Origin of the sequence: Kitasatospora sp. NPDC098652 (assembly GCF_044760155.1) — a bacterium.
In the GTDB taxonomy this organism is placed as follows: Bacteria; Actinomycetota; Actinomycetes; order Streptomycetales; family Streptomycetaceae; genus Kitasatospora.
The window spans coordinates 48,829-65,356 of record NZ_JBIWAQ010000005.1 but is presented as its reverse complement, the minus strand read 5'-3'; the positions used below and the strand labels follow the sequence as shown (position 1 = coordinate 65,356).

Here is a 16,528-nt window from a genome sequence, read left to right as displayed (position 1 = left end):
AGGCCTGTGGACAGCGGCCCCCGGAGTCCGGGGTTCCTGTGGATGACGGTGCGGTCACCCGCCGCGTTCGGTCGGGTCGGTCGATAACGGTCGGAAAAGGTCAGAAAGACACGCGATGACGCTCAGCTGTCCGGGGCCGGGCCACCTCGGGGATCAGAGTCGGGGATCAGGCTCGGGGATCAGATGTCCCCGCGCCCGTCGAGCGCCCGGGAGAGCCAGTCCGCCGCCGCGGCGAAATCCTCGTCCGAAGTCCCCGGCCGCCGGTGCGTGGACACCTGCCGGTCCGCGCGCGGATAGGAGCCGAGGAAGCGGACCTGCGGACTGATCCGCCTGAGCCCCATCATCGCCTCGGCCACCCGCCGCTCCGACAGGTGCCCCTCGCAGTCGATCAGGAAGCAGTAGTTGCCCAGCCCCTCACCGGTCGGCCGGGACTCGATCCGCATCAGGTTCACCCCGCGCACCGCGAACTCCTGCAGCAGCTCCAGCAGCGCGCCCGGGTGGTCGTCCGGCAGCCAGACCACCATCGAGGTCTTGTCCGCCCCGGTCGGCGAGGAGACCCGCCCCGGTCGGCCGACCAGCACGAACCGGGTGGTCGCGCTCTGCGCGTCCGCGATCTCCTTGACCAGCGGGTCCAGCCCGTAGATCGGCGCCGCGAACTCGCCCGCGAACGCCCCGTCGTACCGGCCCTCGGCGACCAGCCGGGCGCCGTCCGCGTTGGAGGCGGCCGACTCCCAGACCGCGTCCGGCAGGTTGGCCGCCAGCCACTTGCGCACCTGCGGCTGGGCCACCGGGTGGCTGGTCACCGTCTTGACCTCGGACAGCTCGGTGCCCGGCCGCACCAGCAGCGCGAAGGTGATCGGCAGCAGCACCTCGCGGTAGATCATCAGCGGTGCGCCGGCGGCCAGTTCGTCGTTGGTCGCGGTGACCGCGCCCTCCACCGAGTTCTCGATCGGCACGAACGCCCCGGCGGCCTCCCCGGCGCGCACCGCCTCCAGCGCCAGCGCCACCGAGGACAGCGGCACCAGCTCCCGGGTCGCCGCCTCGGGCAGGGTGTGCAGCGCCGCCTCGGTGAAGGTGCCGGCCGGGCCGAGGTAGGTGTAGCGGGTGGCCGACATGACGCCTCCGTTGCCAGGGGGGTGGTGCCCGAGCCGGGTGCTGCCCGAGCGGTGGTGCCGAAGCAGTCACCATAACGATTCCGCGGCCCCGGCAGGACCGCGTTCCAGTGGCCGGGACCGCTCCTTCCGCGCGGGCGCTACCCGTCCAGCAGCTGCTGCCCGAGGTAGCCCCCGGCCGGCACCCCCGGAAGGACGGCGTACAGCCCGCCGGCCTCGTGCCGGAGGAAGCGGGACAGCCCGTCGCCCCGGGAGAGCTTGCGCTGCACCGGGGTGAAGCCCTTGCGCGGGTCGGCCTGGAAGGCGAGGAAGAGCAGCCCGGCGTCCGGCGATCCGTCCGGCAGCGACCCGTCGTGGTACGAGAAGCCGCGCCGCAGCATCGTCGCCCCGCCGTTGCCCGCCGGGGCGGCGACCCGTACGTGGGCGTCGGCGGGGATGGCGAGCCCGCCGTCCGGGCCCTGGGCGGCGAGGTCCACCGGGGTGCCCTCGCCCGAGCCGGCCGGCGCGCTCAGCGGCGAACCGTCCGACTTGCGCCGGCCGATCACCCGTTCCTGGCGGTCCACCGGCAGCTCCTCCCAGTGGTCCAGCAGCATCCGGATCCGCCGGAACACCAGGTACGAGCCCCCGGCCAGCCAGGCCGGCTGGTCCCCGCCGGGGGTGCAGAACACCTTGGCGGCGAAGCCGTCCTCGCCGGGCCTGGGGTTGTTGGTGCCGTCGATCTGGCCCATCAGGTTGCGCCCGGTCACCGGGCGGGCGGCCGCGCCGGGGGTCCGGGAGAAGCCGGCCGACTGCCAGCGCAGGGCCGCCGTGCCGGCCGCCAGCTTCTGCAGGGTCCGCAGGGCGTGCACCGTCACCAGCGCGTCGTCGGCGCCGATCTGGACGAACAGGTCGCCGTCGCCGCGCGCCGGGTCCAGCGCGTCGCCGGGGAAGGCGGGCAGCGGTTCGAGGGCGGCCGGGCGGCGGTCGGCCAGCCCGGTCCTGTCGAACAGCGTGGCGCCGAAGCCGAGCGTGACAGTGAGCGAGCAGGGCCCGGCGTCCAGGGCGACCTGGTTGTCGAACTCGGCGGCCGGCTCCCCGGCGGTCAGCCGCTCGACCGCCCCGGTCCAGCGCCGCAACAGGGCGCGCAGCCCGTCCCGGCCGGCCCCGTCGACCAGGTCGAAGGCGGCCAACTGGACGCGGGCCTGGGCGGGTTCGAGGATGCCGGCCTGGTGCTCGGCGCGGAACGGCACCCGGCCCGCGCCGAGCGCGCCGGCCCCGCCGCCGGACGCCTTCGGGTCGGCGCCCGGCCGGTCCTCGTAGGCGACCGCCCCGGCCACGCCCGCCCCGGCGCCGACCAGCAGTCCGGCGCCGGCCGTGCCGAGCAGGGCCCGGCGGGTGAAGCCCGCCGGGCTCGTCGTCTGGTCGTGCTCCACCGCGCTCATCCGATCTTGAACTGCTGGGTCGGGGTGGTCTGGTCGATGTCCGAGGAGCGGATCTGCACCGAGACCACCCAGGTGCCGGCCAGCGGGAGCTGGGTGGTGCCGCTCCAGCGGCCGGTGCCCGCCGCGGTGAGCGCGACCGGCAGCGGGCCGAGGTCGCGGTCCGGCAGGGTGAAGGCCAGCTGCACCTCGGGGACGTCCACCGGCTTGCCGTCCGCGCCGTCCAGCGCGAGCCGGACCTCGTTCGGTCCGGTCCGGGCCGGGTTGAGGGTGACGGTCGCGGTGCCCTTGGCGTTCGGCGTCCGGCCCTTGGTGTCGTACGGCAGCTTGAGCTCCACCGTGCGGCCGGGTTCGGTCTGCGGGGCCGCCGGGGCGGAGTTCCCGGCGCCCGGGGCGGTCGCGCCGCTCCCGGCCGCCCTGACCTCGCCCGCGACCCGCCCGGGCGGGGAGTTGGTGAGCATCGTGGTGACCACCAGCACCGCCACCGCGACCAGCGCCTCCACCAGCACCGAGCGGCGCAGCCCGGCCCGGGTCGGGGTCAGCCCGCGCTCGCGGCCGGCGGTGCGCGCGGCGGCCCGCTGCCGCTCCAACTGGGCCCGCCGGACCGGGTCCTCGCTGTGCGCGACGGCGCCGACCGGCTCGGGCACCTCGGCCCGTTCGACCTCCGCCGCCTCGGCCGGGGCCGAGCGCAGCCGGGCCAGCCAGCTGCGGGAGATCCAGGCGACGCCCAGCATCACGACCACGCAGCCGCTCTTCACCAGCAGCAGCTTCCCGTACTCGGTGCCGGTCAGCGCGCTCCAACTGCCCAGGCCCCGCCAGGACTGGTAGACCCCGGTGACGGCCAGCACGGCCACCGAGCCGAAGGCGATCCGGGAGAAGCGGTCCACCACCTCGGCGCCGACGCCCTCGCGCAGCGCGACCAGCAGCGAGGCCAGCCCGCCCAGCCAGAGCGCCATCGCGATCAGGTGCAGGATGCCGAACGGCAGGGCCAGCCAGACCTGGATGCCCACCGAGGCGTGGTCGGCGCCGACCCAGGTCGCGGAGAGCGCCACCGCGAGCACCAGCCCGGCCACGCCCAGGCCGATCCGGGCCTCGCGCTGCGGCCGTTCGGCGGCCCGCTGCTCCAGCTCGCGCAGTTCGGCGGCCTCGGTGTCGTCGTCGTGCGGTTCCGCGCCCGCGGGCGCGGCCGGTTTGGGTGGCTGCCCCAACTGCCCGACCAGCAGCGACAGGAAGATCCCGGCCGCCGCGAGCAGCAGCAGCCGGGCCGCCAGCGCGGTGCCGATCCGCTCGTCCAGGGTGGCGCGCACCAGCGAGAGGTCGAGGGCCTGGCCGATGCCGGAGCCGCGCTCGTACGGGCCGCGCAGCATCAGCACCGCGACGGTGGAGGCCAGCAGCGCCGTCCAGCCGGTCATCAGCAGCCGCTGCACCGGGCGCCGGGCGGCGCCGGCCGGCCAGCAGACCAGCACGAAGGCGGCGACCCCGGCGAGCAGCGCGAAGGCGGCGTACGCGACGGTGCGGCCCGTTCCGTACAGGGCGGCGACCAGGTCGTCGGCCTTGGCGCCCTGCAGTGCGGTGGCGGACACCGAGGTGTCCGAGGGTGCGCCGATGGAGAAGGTGAACGCCCCGCCGACCGGGTGGGAGTCCTCCGAGACGGCCCGCCAGGCGACGGTGTACGTGCCGTTGGCGAGCCCGCTGTTCAGGCCGACCCGGGCGGTGTTGCCCTTGCCGTCGGCGTGCCCCGGGTTGCCGGTGTCCACCGCCTTGCCGGCCGGGTCGAGCACCCGGACGGAGTCGCTCGACAGCGACACCGTCTCGCTGAACGTCAGGGTCACCGCCGGCGGGGCGGTGGCGACCACCGAGTTCTGCGCCGGGTCGGTGGAGTCCAGGGTGGCGTGCGCGGACGCCGGGGCGGCACCGGCGAGCATCAGCGCGAGCAGCGCGCCGAGCGTGCCCAGCGCCGCGGCGACGCGCGGCGCGACGCTCCGGCGGCGTGCGGCCGGCGGCCGTGACGCGCTGCGGGGGTGGGCGGCCTTCTCCATGCTGGCGGGTCCCCTAACTCTGGCCGGGGCGGTAGGTGAGCTCCTTGACCGGAACCTTGACGGAGATGGTGCCGGACTTGGCGAAGGTCAGGTCGAGCTCCAGCTCGTCGCCGAGGGAAGGGGCCTTCTGCCAGTCCATGATCATCAGGTGGGTGCCGCCGCGGGCGAGCTGCAGCGCGCCGTGCGCGGGCACGTCCAGGCTGTTCACCTGCTCCATGGTCGAGGCGGTCGAGCGGTGCATGGTGACCGACCCGGCGGCCGGGCTGGTCACCTTGACCAGCTGGTCCGGCCCGCCGTCGTTGCGGACGGTCAGGTAGCCGGCGCCCATCCCGCCCGCCGGGGGCAGCGGGATGTAGGAGTCGGCCACGCTCAGCTTCGCCGGACCGGCGTCCGCCGAGCCGCCCTCCGCGCCGCCCGTCCCGCAGGCGGCGAGTATCGCCCCGCCGCCGAGGACCGTCGCCAGCACCGCCCCGGCCAGGGCCGAGCGGCGGAACCGTCGGTTCGCCGACATCACGCCGCGACCCCCTTGGCGAGCAGCGGCAGGTCGTGCTCGTAGGTCTTCTCCTCGGTGCCGCTCATGTAGAGCACGTGCGCCTTGTCGTCCGAGGGGAGGAAGGCCAGCACCTGCGCGCCGTGGGTGGAGGTCACGGTGCCGTCCGCGTTGACCACCGGGTCCTCGATCATGATGCCGAGCGACTTGGCGGCGGTCTTCACCTTCGCCAGGTCGCCGGTGAGGCCTATGAAGTCGGTGCCCATCGAGTCCAGCCAGGTGCGCAGCACCTTGGGGGTGTCGCGCTGCGGGTCGGTGGAGACGAAGACGACGTTGACCTTCTTGCGGTCCTCCGCGGAGAGGGCCTTCATCGCGACCCCGATGTCGCCCATGGTGGTCGGGCAGACGTCCGGGCAGCTGGTGTAGCCGAAGAACAGCAGGGTGGTCCTGCCGTTGGTCTGCTGCCGCAGGTCGTACGGCTGGCCGGAGGTGTCGGTCAGCTGGAGGTCCGGCTTCTCGAAGTTCTTGGCCAGTTTGGTGCCCTGGTACGGGGTGTCCTCCTTCTGCTGGGTCACCTTGGCGGCGGAGGAACCACCGCCGCCGGAGGAGCCGCAGGCGGACAGGGTCAGCGCGGCGGCCAGGGCGAGGGCGGCGGCGCCGGCCAGTCGGGTGGAACGGGCGGTGCGGGGCATGGTGGATCCGATCGGACGCGGTGGACCGCCGGCGGGGCCGTACCGGGGAGGGGTACGGCCCCGCCGGCGAGGGGTCAGGAGGCGGAGCCGCTGTTCTTGCGGCGCAGGCCGAGCACGCCGACGGCGGTGCCGATCACGCCGACGACGATGCCGACCACGCCGAGGGTGCGGGCGGTGCTGTCGCTGGACTTGGCGTCGCCGTCGGAGGCGGCGGCGTGGTCGGAGCTGCCGCCGTGGGCGCCGGCCGCCGGGGAGGCGGAGGCGGAGACGCCGTGGCCGTCACCGTCGGCGGCCTTGGTGAGCTTGAGGGCCGGGGCCGGGTGGGCCGGCTCGGGCTGGCCGGCCGCGGCCTCGTCGATCCAGCGGACCACGTCGCCGTTGTCGTAGGTCTGCAGGGCCTTGAAGACCATGCTGTCGGCGTCGGTCGGCAGCGGGCCGAGCGAGACCCGGAACTCCTGGAACTGGCCGGGGGCGATCTTGGTGCCCGGGTCGGCGGTCCAGGTGATCTTGGAGACGGCCTCGTTGACGTCGCTGCCGTGCACCTTGATCGGCTTGTCGAGCTTGGCCTTCTCGACGGCGGCCGTCCAGCCCGGCAGCGGCAGGGTCCGGACCGAGGCCAGCGGGTGGTCCAGCGGAAGGTTGACCTCCAGCTTCACCGTGCTCGCCGTGTCGCTCTCGTTCGGCACCCGGAAGTCGACGGCCGTGTAGCCGCCCTGCGCGGCCGAACCCGGGTTCACGGTGACGTGCGCGAAGGCGGGGCCGGCCAGCGCCACCACCGAGGCGGCGGCGGTCAGGGCGACGGCGGCGAGACGGCGGGTGGGAAGGGAACGCATGATGGGGGGTCTCCGATCGGAGCTCGGCACGTGACCGCCGCTCTCGGCGGCGGGCTGCACGCGCAGACGTGGGGGCAGGACCAGGGGCCGCCGTCGCCGTGGACGGACGGAACGGCCCGGACACCGCGCACCGCACCCGGTCGGCCGGCACCCCTCCTCGGGGTGCGCCGCAACGCCGGATCAGTACGCGAAGGCCCCGCACGGCGGCCCGCGCCGCACCACGCTGTGCCGCAGCACCGCACCCGCGGGCAGCCGGCTCCCGCCGCCGCCCGCACCGAACCGGCGGACCGGACCGGCCACGCCGAACAGACCGCGCAGCAGCGCGGCCACCAGCACCAGGGCCGAGCGCAGCGGCGCCGCCCAGTGCTCCCGGGCCGCCGACGCCGCCACCCGCAGCAGCCGCCACAGCGCCGCCTCGCCGCGCCGCAGCCACCAGCCCGCCACCAGCGCGGCGACCAGGTGCCCGGCCAGCATCGACGGCGTCATCCCCAGCACGCCGCCCTGCTGCCACCAGGGCGCGGCGGCGTACGCGTGCGGATCCAGCCCCGCCGAGGAGACCAGCTGCTCCGGCGAGGTGCCGGCGGGCAGGCCCACCAGGGTGCCCGGCCGGGCCTCGTTGCAGATCAGCCGCCCGGCCGCCTGCGGCACGCTCATCGGCATGCCGTCGTGCATCCGGTGGCCGCCGAGGCCGTGGAACAGAAGGTGCAGCCCCAGCTGACCCGCGCCCAGCGCACCGGAGATGCCCGCCAGCGAGCGCTCCCGCCCGCCGCACGCCACCGCGAGCACCAGCACCGCGGCGAAGCCCGTCGCCAGCGCGACCGGCGGCACGTTCCCGCCACCCGCCAGCGCGTGCCCGGCGGCCGCTATCAGCGTGCACACCAGGGCGAACGGGACGGCCCGGGCAAGCCGCAGGTCCCAGGCGGCCCCCACCGGCCGGGCCGGCTGCGTCGAATCGACGACGGGGGTGCCCTGGAACGGGGCGGCGGGGAGGGCAGTCATGGCCGGGCCATCATCTCATCGCGTACACGGCCGACACGGGCAGGGTGGGAAATCCCTACGAATGCCCCGTTCGGCCGCGGCGTGCACCCCACCGCATGCGCCCTCCGGCACAGACCCCCGTCCCCAGTCCATCCGCCGAACGGGCGGTAGCCGCCCCCGGGCACGGTTCACCGCCGAATCGCCCGGAGATACCTAGTTGTATGTGGAGCCGCAGCCAGGAGGGACCTCCCGTGGACATCTGGTGGACTCTGCACCTCAAGCGCGACCCGGCCAGCGTTCCGCTGGCCCGGCGCATCCTGCTCGGTGCCATGGCGACCGCGGGCGTCGACCCCCAGATCGCCCACGACCTCGGCGTCGCCCTCACCGAGGCCTGCGCCAACGCCGTCGAACACGGCGCCACCGGCCGGCCCGACGACGGCTTCCAGGTCACCGCCGCGATCAGCGGCGACCGGCTGCGGATCGAGGTCACCGACTCCGGCCCCGGGCTGCCCGCCCCCAGCGCCCCGCCCGCCCGCCGCCCGGCCGCCCCTGCCCCGGCCGGCCACGCGCCCCGCCGCCCCCGCCGCGGCCGGGCCACCGTCCCGGCTCGCGTCCTCACCGCGCACCGCCCCCGCCGCGACGGCCGCCCCTACGACACCCACGTCCTCCCGCACCGCCCCGCGGCCCCCACCCTCCGCCCGGTCGACCTCGACACCCTCCCCGACCTCACCGCCGAATCCGGCCGCGGCCTCTTCCTCATCCACGCCCTCACCGACCACGTCCAGCTCCGCAACCACCCGCTCCGCGGGGCCATCGTCAGCTTCGACAAGATCCTCAAGTGGCAGGACGGCGCCCTGCTCCAGGCGGCGTCCTAGGTGTACTGACCCGCAGGGTTGTTCACCCTGCGGGGGCTCGCGCGGAGCCGGTGAGTCCGGGCCCTGCCGGTCCGGCGGGTTCCGTCCGTCAGTCGGTGGTGGGGCGGCGGCGGGTGAGGAGGCGGAGGGTGGTGCCGAGGAGGAGGGCGGTGGTGCCGGCGATGGCGAGGGGGCGGGTGGCGGTGCCGGCGCCGGTGTCGGCGAGGTGGGTGGGGGTGGTGACGGCGGGCTGGGCGTGGTCGGCGGGGGTGAGGGTGCCGGTGTAGGTGGCGGTGAGCTGGGGGCAGGTGTACTTCTTCGCCGGGGCGGAGCCGCTCGGCAGGACCTCGGACTTGGCGGTGAAGGTGAGGCGGTGTTCGCCGTGCGGGGTGCCGGCGGCGAGCCGGACCTGGAGGGTGAGCCGCTGGCCCTGGGGCACCTGGTAGGCGCCGGTGTTGGCCGCGGTGCCGGTGACGGTGAAGGGCTTCCAGGCGCCGGCGCCCGCGCGCAGTTCCAGGGGGAGGCTGCCGCTGCCGTCGGCGAGGGCGACGGTGGTGGCGAGCTGCTTCACCGTGGTGGTGCTGGTGTTGGTGAAGGTGACGGCGAGTTCGCCCGGGGTGCCGGTGCTGCCGGTGGCCGGTATCGGGTCGGCGGTGGTGCCTTCCGGGCAGTCGGTGGGGGCGGTCGGCGTCGGGGTGGCGGAAGGGGTCTCGGAGGGAGTCCCGGTGGGCGTCGGGCTGGGCGTCGCGTTGGGTGTAGCGGCGGGGGCGGCGGTCGGGCTGTCGGAGGCGAACGCGGGGACCGTGGCGAGGGCGACCGGACCGGCGGTGAGCACGAGCAGGGTGCAGGCGGCGGGAAGGCGGGCGGGACGCATCGGCGGGCTCCAGCGGTGGGGTCGGGTGTCGCTCTCCGGGAAGACCACCGAGGGGCCCGAACGGTTGTCCGTGCCCCTCGGTTCATTTCACGCGGGATCAGCTGTGCGCGCCCGCCTTGCGACGGCGCAGGACGAACAGGGTACCGGCGCCGGCGGCCAGGACGGCGGCGCCGCCGAGGGCGATCGGCAGGGTGTTGGAGGAGCTGCCGGTCTCGGCCAGGTGCGGGCCGGCCGACGGGGAGGCGGAGGCCGTGGCGGACACGGCGGCGGCCGGGACAGCGGTGCTGGTGGCCGGGGCGGTCGAGCCGGCGTCGACGACCTTGAAGAGATCGTCGACGCGGTAGTCGCCGTTGAAGGCCAGGCAGCCGCCGGTGGCGGGGGCGCCCGGCACGTCCTTGCTCTCGAAGGCCTCGGAGGCGCCGCTCAGCTGGGCGAAGTACCGCGCGGCGATCGCCTTGTCGGTGGCCGCGAGGCGCACCTGGAGGGTGAGCTTCCCGCCCTTGGCGATCTCGTACTGGCCGAGCTCCACCTTCAGGTAGGACATGTTCCCGCTGACGGTGCTCGCCTCGGGCGTCTTCCAGTCCCCGCCGGGAAGCTTCACCTGGAGGTTGAAGGACTCCTTGCCCCAGGTGACCGGGTTGGTCACCGGCTCGGTCTCCGCGAGGTCGGTGAAGAAGAAGTAGGTGTCGAACTTCTTGAGGTCGACCGAGGTGGTGTTCTCGAAGGTCACGGTGGCCTCCTGCGCCGGGCCGCCCTTGACCAGGGTGGTCTTGGCGAGACCCGAGCCGGTGACCTTGAGGTCCCGGATCTGGTAGTTGCGGCAGGGGCCACCGCTCGGGGTCGGCACCGGCGGGGTCGGCAGGTTGGTCGGCTTGGCCGTGGCCGTGGCCGTGGCCGTGGCCGTCGGCGCCGGGGTGCTCGGGGCGGTGGTCGCGGTCGCGGTGCCGGTCGGGGTCGGGGTCGGGGAGGTGATCCCGACGGCGCTCGCGGTGGCGGCGCCGGCCGTGGCGCAGAGGGTGAGCGCCGTCAGCGCGGAAGCGGCGAGGAGACGGGAAGAGCGCACGCGGACTAGCTCCATCTGTGGGCGGAATTCGGGTGTTTCAGGCGAATTGAGGCTTCGGCGAGGGCCGTCGGCACTGGATCGCCCGCGTACCCTACCGGGGTGGTGAGCCGGCGCTTCCGGGCGGGGACGGGGTGCTGGGGAGCTCCGGTTGCCGGGGCGTGGGGGCGGTCGGACGATGGTGGGCATGATGCACCAGATGCGAGCCGAGTTCGGCCCCGAGGGGGAGGCCGGCGGGGTGCGGCTGTGGCACGTGGTCCGGGGGTCGCAGAGCGTGGCGATGTGCGGCCGGGAGCTCGATCCCGGGGCGCCGGTGCGGGCGGCGGTGGACTGGGGGCGGACCCCGGAGCTGTGCTGCCACACCTGCGGCGCGTACTTCCTGCGCGAGGCGCCGTACCTGTCGGCCGAGCACCAGTGAGCGGCCGGGCGCTACGGTGCTCGGTATGGAGGAATCGCTGGTCCGGCCCCGGTCGCTGACCGCCGAGGCCGCGGGGCTGCGCTCCGGCGTGCCCGGGCTGTCCGAGTACGTCGACCGGTTCTGCGGGCGGGTCGAGCGGGTGGACCCGCTGCTCCACGCCTTCGTGGCGGAGCCCGGCCGGCACGACCGACTGCGGGCGCGGGCACGGGAGTTGGCCGCACGGTACCCGGAGCCGGCCGGGCGGCCGCCGCTGTACGGGGTGGCGGTGGGGATCAAGGACATCGTGCACGTGGACGGGCTGCCCACGCACGCCGGGTCCGCGCTGCCGCCGGGTGTGCTGGCGGGGCCGCAGGCCGTGGTGGTGGACCGGCTGCTGGCGGCGGGGGCGATGGTCGCGGGCAAGACGGTGACCGCCGAGTTCGCCGCGACCGCCCCGGGCCCGACCCGCAATCCGCACCGGCCGGGGCACACCCCGGGGGGTTCGAGCAGCGGGTCGGCGGCGGCGGTGGCGGCCGGGCTGGTGCCGTTGGCGGTCGGCACCCAGACGGTGGGTTCGGTGATCCGGCCGGCCGCGTACTGCGGGGTGGTGGGGTTCCGGCCGACGTACGGGCGGATCCCGTTCGCGGGCGTGATCCCGAACGCGCCGAGTTTCGACACCCTGGGCGTGTTCACCGCCGAACTGGCGGACGTGGCGCTGGTGGCCCCGCTGCTGTGCGAGGACTGGCGGCCCGGGGAGGGGGAGGCGGCGGCGGACCCGGTCTGCGGCGTGCCGGACGGGCCGTACCTGGAGCGGGCGGAGCCGGCCGCGCGGCGGGCCTTCGAGGAGCAGGTGGCACGGCTGGCGCGGGCCGGGGTGACGGTCCGCAGGGTGCCGCTGTTCCCCGACTTCGCCGAGGTGACACGGCAGTTGCAGCTCGTCAACCGGTTCGAGCTGGCCCGCAGCCATGCCGACTGGTTCGCCCGCTTCGGCGGGCTGTACCGGCCGGAGACGGTGGCGAGCATCCGGGTCGGGCAGGGGGTCGCGGCGGCGGACCGGGCGGCCGCGCTGCGGTTCCGGGAGGGGCTGCGGGAGCGGGTGGCCGGGGCGGCGGCCGCCGCCGGGGTGGACCTGTGGCTGGCGCCCTCGGCGACCGGCGGGGCGCCGGAGGGCTTGCACGACACGGGGAACGGGGTGATGTCGCTGCCGTGGAGCTTCCTCGGCCTGCCGGCGGTGAGCCTGCCGGCCGGCCGGACGGCGGACGGGCTGCCGCTCGGCCTCCAGCTGGTCGGCGCGGCGGGCGGGGACGAGCGGCTGCTCGCCGGGGCCGCCGTGCTGGAGCGGGCGTTGGGCCAGGGGCGGGGGTAGCGGCCCGCTGGGGACCCGGCTGACCGGGGGCGGGGGGTCAGGCGTCGGGGCCGCGCCGCTCGTCCGGGAAGCGCGGTCCGCCGATCAGGAAGAACAGTGCGGCGGTCGGAAAGCCGAGCGCGGCGGCGAGCACCACGATGAACTGCCAGAACATCTTCCGCTCCTCGTCAGTCCCGGGCCGCTCCGGCACTCGAAGGTGGTGCCAAACCCGGCCGGCCCTGATTGGCCGAATTGTCCAGTCGTTATCCGACGGTATGGCCGAATCGCCCCCGCTGCCACCGGAAACCGGTCCCGGCCCGCGCCACACCGGCGCAGGGGTCTGGGCGCGGGCCGGGGGCGGCGGCCACACTGTCGGGATGCAGCTACAGCTCGCAGGGGAAGCACGGCGGCCCGACCGCGAGAGCGAGGACTTCGCGGCGGCCTCGCCGGAGGCACTGGTCCTGCTGGACGGCGCCAGTTCGCCGGCCGGCCTGGAGTCCGGGTGCCGGCACGGAACCGCCTGGTACGTCCGCCGGTTGGGGGTGCACCTGCTCGCCCGGCTCACCGACCGGGTGGACCGCTCGATCGCCGAGTGCCTGGCCGACGCCATCGTGGAGACGGCCGCGCTGCACGGCGGCCGCTGCGACCTCGGCCACGCCAACACGCCCGCGGCGATGGTGGTCGCGGCCCGGCGGCACGGCGAGTCCTTGGAGTACCTGGTGCTCGGGGACTCGCTGCTGGTGCTGGAGTTCAAGGACGGCCCGCCCAAGGTGATCGGCGACAACCAGCGCTTCCCCGGCGGGGAGGAACTGCGCCGCCAGGTCTGGGCGACCGTCCCGGGGACGGCCGAGCGGGCCGCGCTGCACCTGGAGTACGCGTTGGCGGTGCGCGCCGCCCGTAACCGGGGCACCGGACCGTGGATCGCCGCCGCCAGTCCGCGGGCCGCCGAGCACGCCGAGACCGGCTTCGTCCGGCTGGAGCGGCTGCATGCGGTGGCCGCTCTCACCGACGGCGCCTCGCGCTACACCGAGCGCTTCGGGCTGGGCAGTTGGGGGGACGTGCTGCGGCTGCTCGCCGAGTCCGGGCCGGGCGAGCTGATCGCCCAGGTCCGCGAGGTGGAGCGGGCGGACGCGGGCTGCGAGCGCTGGCCGCGCGGCAAGACCCACGACGACGCCTCCGCCGTCTACGCGTTGCTGTAGCCGGCGGAGGCGCTGCCCGGGTGGTGGCGGTCAGCGGTTGTTGCCCCAGCGGAAGCTCGACGGGTCGCCGACCTTCTGCACCCACGGCCGCACGTAGCGGGAGGGGTCGTCGCTGGTGGAGTAGCTGCCGCTGGTGATGTGGCCGACCCAGCCCTGGTCGCTGGTGTACGCGCCGGCCTCGCAACCCTGGGTGCCGTTGCCCCAGTTGATCAGGTCGTACTGCACGTACCAGTGCGAGCTGTAGTAGAAGTGCACGTTGATCGAGCAGGTGCCCGTCCCGTCGGTGACGGAGTACGAGCTGGTGTCGATGGTCGGCAGGGCCTGGGCCGCGGTGGCGCCGGTCAGGGCGATCAGCGGGGCTGCGGCGAGTACGGCGAGCCGCCGGACGGCACGGCGCATGGTGGGGTTCCTCCCGTTGTGGTCTCGACCAATTTGGCCAATGGTTCAGACCAATCGACATTATTGCGAGACGCCCGGATCTGGTGTCAACACCCGTGCGACAAGGGGAGGATGGGGCTCCGGAGGCTTCCGGTACGAACATGCCGAAGGGCCCGGACCGTGTGCGGTCCGGGCCCTTCGGGTGTGCCGACGTCAGTGGGCGTCGGTGGGGATGGTGCCGAGCCGGCCGGCCTGGAAGTCCTCCATGGCCTGCTGGAGTTCGCGGTGGCTGTTCATCACGAACGGGCCGTACCAGGCGACGGGTTCGCGGATCGGCAGGCCGCCGAGCAGGACGACCTCGAAGTTGGCGTTGCGGGAGTCCTGCTTCTCGTCGGCGCGGATGGTGAGGGAGTCGCCGTCGCCGAAGACGACGGCCTGGCCCATGTGGAAGGGGCGGCGCTCCTCGCCGGCCGAGCCGCTGCCGGCCAGGCCGTAGGCGAGGGCGTTGAAGTCGGCGCGCCAGGGGAGGGTGACCTGGGCGCCGGGGTTCACCGAGATGTGGGTCATGGTGATCGGGGTGTGGGTCGCGCCGGGGCCCTGGTGGCCGTCGACCTCGCCGGCGATGACGCGGATCAGGGCGCCGCCGTCCGCGGAGCCGAGCAGCTTGACGCTGCCGCCGCGGATGTCCTGGTACTTCGGGGCGATCATCTTGTCCGAGGCGGGCAGGTTGACCCACAGCTGGAGGCCGTGGAACAGGCCGCCGGACATCACCAGCGACTCCGGCGGGGTCTCGATGTGCAGCAGACCGGAGCCGGCCGTCATCCACTGGGTGTCGCCGTCGGTGATGGTGCCGCCGCCGCCGTGCGAGTCCTGGTGGATGAACGTTCCGTCGATGATGTAGGTGACCGTCTCGAAGCCGCGGTGCGGGTGCCAGGGGGTCCCCTTGGGTTATGTCAGTTAGGGGACTAGTACCATCAGCTTTCATGTCCGCACCAGCAGTGATCACCGGCATGGACGTCCACGCGGCCGTCTACGCGCGCCAGTCCGACGCGCGGGAGAACGCGAGCGAGGCGTCCACCACGACCCAGCGTGAGCTGGGTACGGCGGAGGCCAAGCGACGGGATGCCAAGTCGGTCACGTACTACGAAGACCTCGGCATCTCGGCATTCACCGGGGTCGAGCGCCCGGAGTTCGAGAAGCTGCTGCAGGACTGCCGAGCAGGCCGGATCAACCTGCTGATCGTCTACTACATCAGCCGTCTCTCGCGGCTCGATCCGCTCGACGCGATCCCGGTCGTCGTCGAGCTGCTGAACCTCGGTGTGACCATTGTCAGCGTCACCGAGGGCGAGTTCCGCAAGGGCAACCTCGTGGACCTGATCCACATGTTCATGCGCCTGGACCAGGCGCACAACGAGAGCAAGAACAAGAGCGTCGCCGTCCGGGGCGCCAAGGCCACGGCCCGCGAGCTGGGCGGGTACGTCGGGGGCAAGGCGCCGTACGGCTTCGAGCTGAGGGCCGAGACCAGGCTCACGGCGGACGGTCGGCCGATCGTCATACAGACCCTCGTGCACACCGAGAACGAGCCAGAGGTCATCCGCGACATCTGGGCGACGATCAAGAAGCACAAGGACGCGCCCTACGACCCCAAGCGACGCCGTCACCCCGGTTCGCTCGGCGGGATCGTCAACAGCATGAACAACGAGGTCATCGTCCCTACACGTGGCGCGACCTACGGCAAGAAGACGAAGGACAGCGCGTGGGACACGAAGACCGTCAAGCGCATCCTCAGGGACCCCCGGATCGCCGGATTCGCCGCCGTGCCCGTGTACAAGGTCCGGGAAGACGGTAAGACGACGAGCCAGATAGAGACCTACCGCATCCTCCGGGACCCCGAGACGATGCTCCCGCTCCAGATCTACGAGGCGATCATCCCGCCGGAGGACTGGCACGAGCTGCAGGAGTGGCTCGACGGGCGAGGGCGCGGAAAGGGCCTCTCGCGGGGTGAATCCCTGCTGTCCGCCATGGGAGTCCTGTTCTGCGAGTGCGGAGCCGTGAAGACCTCCCACGCGGACGCCAAACCGGTGAAGCGGTCCTATCGCTGCCGTCGGCGCAAGGTGCTGCCGGGCCAGCACGCCGGAGACTGCACCATCAGCCAGGCGGCACTGGATGACCACGTGGGACGAAGCATCTTCGCCCTGCTCCGGGAGGTCGAGCATGACCACGAGGCTCTGGCGGTTCTCGCTGAAGCAACACGCAGGTTCGGCGTCGCCAATGAGTCGCCCGAACGGTCCCGTGAGCGCGCGACCTTGGTCGCGGAGCGTGCCGACGCCGTGAGGGCGCTGGAAGAGCTGTACGACGACCGCAAGGCTGGCGGCTTCCGAGGGGACATCGGCCGGCGGAGGTTCATCGCGGAGGAGTCCGCGCTGCTGAGCCTCTTGGAGGCGGCCGAGGCGCGGATCGCGGTCCTGGAGGAAGCCGCGACCCCAGTGATCCCCATCGCCGAGTGGCTGCCCGAAGACCCGGAGGTCGACCCCATCGGCCCGGGTTCGTGGTGGCACAGCGCGCCGCTCGATGAGCGCCGAAGGTTCGTCAAGCTCTTCGTGGACCGGATCACCGTGTTCAAGTCTAAGGAGCGGGGCGGACGAGGGCCGGTGCATGAGCGGGTGAAGATCGGCTTCGCCAAGCGACGGGAAACGGCGGACGACGGCAGTCAGCGCGTGCTGTGACGGTTGCAAAGTAGGTGAAGCAGGTCCCGGACAGCGATGTCCGGGACCTGTGACTATGCATCGTAGATGGCAGTCCAGGTGGCGCTATGGCGTTTGTTGGGGATGCCCACCACGGACCGCTCCGCGATGCCCA

The 16,528-nt window shown here is 74.0% G+C and carries 15 protein-coding genes and 1 pseudogene; 5 read left to right on the top strand and 11 right to left on the bottom strand.

The features are described from left to right. Positions 1-179 precede the first annotated feature (179 nt). The 7 genes from pheA to ACIQWA_RS13270 all read right to left on the bottom strand — a co-directional run bounded on the left by pheA (position 180) and on the right by ACIQWA_RS13270 (position 7,583). Positions 180-1,115 (bottom strand): prephenate dehydratase, encoded by a 936-nt coding sequence (gene pheA, locus ACIQWA_RS13300; protein ID WP_360239564.1) that lies wholly within the window; start codon positions 1,113-1,115, stop codon positions 180-182. A gap of 137 nt (positions 1,116-1,252) precedes the next feature. Then, on the bottom strand, positions 1,253-2,533 hold the full coding sequence (gene efeB / locus ACIQWA_RS13295) for an iron uptake transporter deferrochelatase/peroxidase subunit (RefSeq protein ID WP_402481731.1): 1,281 nt from the start codon (positions 2,531-2,533) through the stop codon (positions 1,253-1,255). Continuing rightward, entirely contained in the window at positions 2,530-4,569 is a 2,040-nt protein-coding gene (locus ACIQWA_RS13290) for a FixH family protein (RefSeq protein ID WP_402481728.1), read from the bottom strand. Before ACIQWA_RS13290 ends, efeB begins: the two co-directional genes overlap by 4 nt. Positions 4,570-4,582: 13 nt before the next feature. Further along, positions 4,583-5,080, bottom strand: coding sequence for a copper chaperone PCu(A)C (locus tag ACIQWA_RS13285; protein WP_402481726.1), 498 nt, complete (start codon positions 5,078-5,080; stop codon positions 4,583-4,585). Beyond that, positions 5,080-5,751 (bottom strand): SCO family protein, encoded by a 672-nt coding sequence (locus ACIQWA_RS13280; protein ID WP_360239575.1) that lies wholly within the window; start codon positions 5,749-5,751, stop codon positions 5,080-5,082. The genes ACIQWA_RS13285 and ACIQWA_RS13280 overlap by 1 nt, the downstream gene beginning before the upstream one ends. Positions 5,752-5,825: 74 nt before the next feature. Next, on the bottom strand, positions 5,826-6,584 hold the full coding sequence (locus tag ACIQWA_RS13275) for a YcnI family protein (RefSeq protein WP_402481722.1): 759 nt from the start codon (positions 6,582-6,584) through the stop codon (positions 5,826-5,828). Positions 6,585-6,764: 180 nt separating this feature from the next. Further along, positions 6,765-7,583 (bottom strand): hypothetical protein, encoded by an 819-nt coding sequence (locus ACIQWA_RS13270; protein WP_402481719.1) that lies wholly within the window; start codon positions 7,581-7,583, stop codon positions 6,765-6,767. A gap of 230 nt (positions 7,584-7,813) precedes the next feature. Here ACIQWA_RS13270 and ACIQWA_RS13265 point away from each other — a divergent pair, with 230 nt between their 5' ends. Beyond that, positions 7,814-8,437, top strand: a complete 624-nt coding sequence (locus ACIQWA_RS13265; RefSeq protein ID WP_402481717.1) for an ATP-binding protein — start codon at positions 7,814-7,816, stop codon at positions 8,435-8,437. Positions 8,438-8,525: 88 nt separating this feature from the next. On the opposite strand, the gene ACIQWA_RS13260 is transcribed toward ACIQWA_RS13265, so the two are convergent. Continuing rightward, the gene (locus ACIQWA_RS13260) at positions 8,526-9,290 is read right to left on the bottom strand and encodes a hypothetical protein (protein ID WP_402481714.1); all 765 of its coding nucleotides are present in this window, start codon (positions 9,288-9,290) and stop codon (positions 8,526-8,528) included. A gap of 97 nt (positions 9,291-9,387) precedes the next feature. Further along, complete coding sequence (locus ACIQWA_RS13255) at positions 9,388-10,353, bottom strand: LAETG motif-containing sortase-dependent surface protein (protein WP_402481711.1); 966 nt, start codon at positions 10,351-10,353, stop codon at positions 9,388-9,390. A 184-nt stretch (positions 10,354-10,537) separates the two neighbouring features. Here ACIQWA_RS13255 and ACIQWA_RS13250 point away from each other — a divergent pair, with 184 nt between their 5' ends. The 3 genes from ACIQWA_RS13250 (at position 10,538) to ACIQWA_RS13240 (ending at position 13,291) form a co-directional block, all read left to right on the top strand. Next, positions 10,538-10,768, top strand: coding sequence for a hypothetical protein (locus ACIQWA_RS13250; RefSeq protein ID WP_402481709.1), 231 nt, complete (start codon positions 10,538-10,540; stop codon positions 10,766-10,768). A 25-nt stretch (positions 10,769-10,793) separates the two neighbouring features. Next, a complete protein-coding gene (locus ACIQWA_RS13245; protein ID WP_402481706.1) occupies positions 10,794-12,113 on the top strand; it encodes an amidase in 1,320 nt (439 codons plus the stop codon). Between the two features lie 356 nt (positions 12,114-12,469). After that, a complete protein-coding gene (locus ACIQWA_RS13240; protein ID WP_360239602.1) occupies positions 12,470-13,291 on the top strand; it encodes an integrase in 822 nt (273 codons plus the stop codon). 30 nt (positions 13,292-13,321) lie between these two features. On the opposite strand, the gene ACIQWA_RS13235 is transcribed toward ACIQWA_RS13240, so the two are convergent. Next, positions 13,322-13,690, bottom strand: coding sequence for a hypothetical protein (locus ACIQWA_RS13235; protein ID WP_360239605.1), 369 nt, complete (start codon positions 13,688-13,690; stop codon positions 13,322-13,324). A gap of 192 nt (positions 13,691-13,882) precedes the next feature. Then, positions 13,883-14,617: pseudogene (locus ACIQWA_RS13230) on the bottom strand (pirin family protein); the annotation flags it as partial. Between the two features lie 35 nt (positions 14,618-14,652). Here ACIQWA_RS13230 and ACIQWA_RS13225 point away from each other — a divergent pair. After that, a complete protein-coding gene (locus ACIQWA_RS13225; protein WP_402481703.1) occupies positions 14,653-16,395 on the top strand; it encodes a recombinase family protein in 1,743 nt (580 codons plus the stop codon). Positions 16,396-16,528 lie beyond the last annotated feature (133 nt).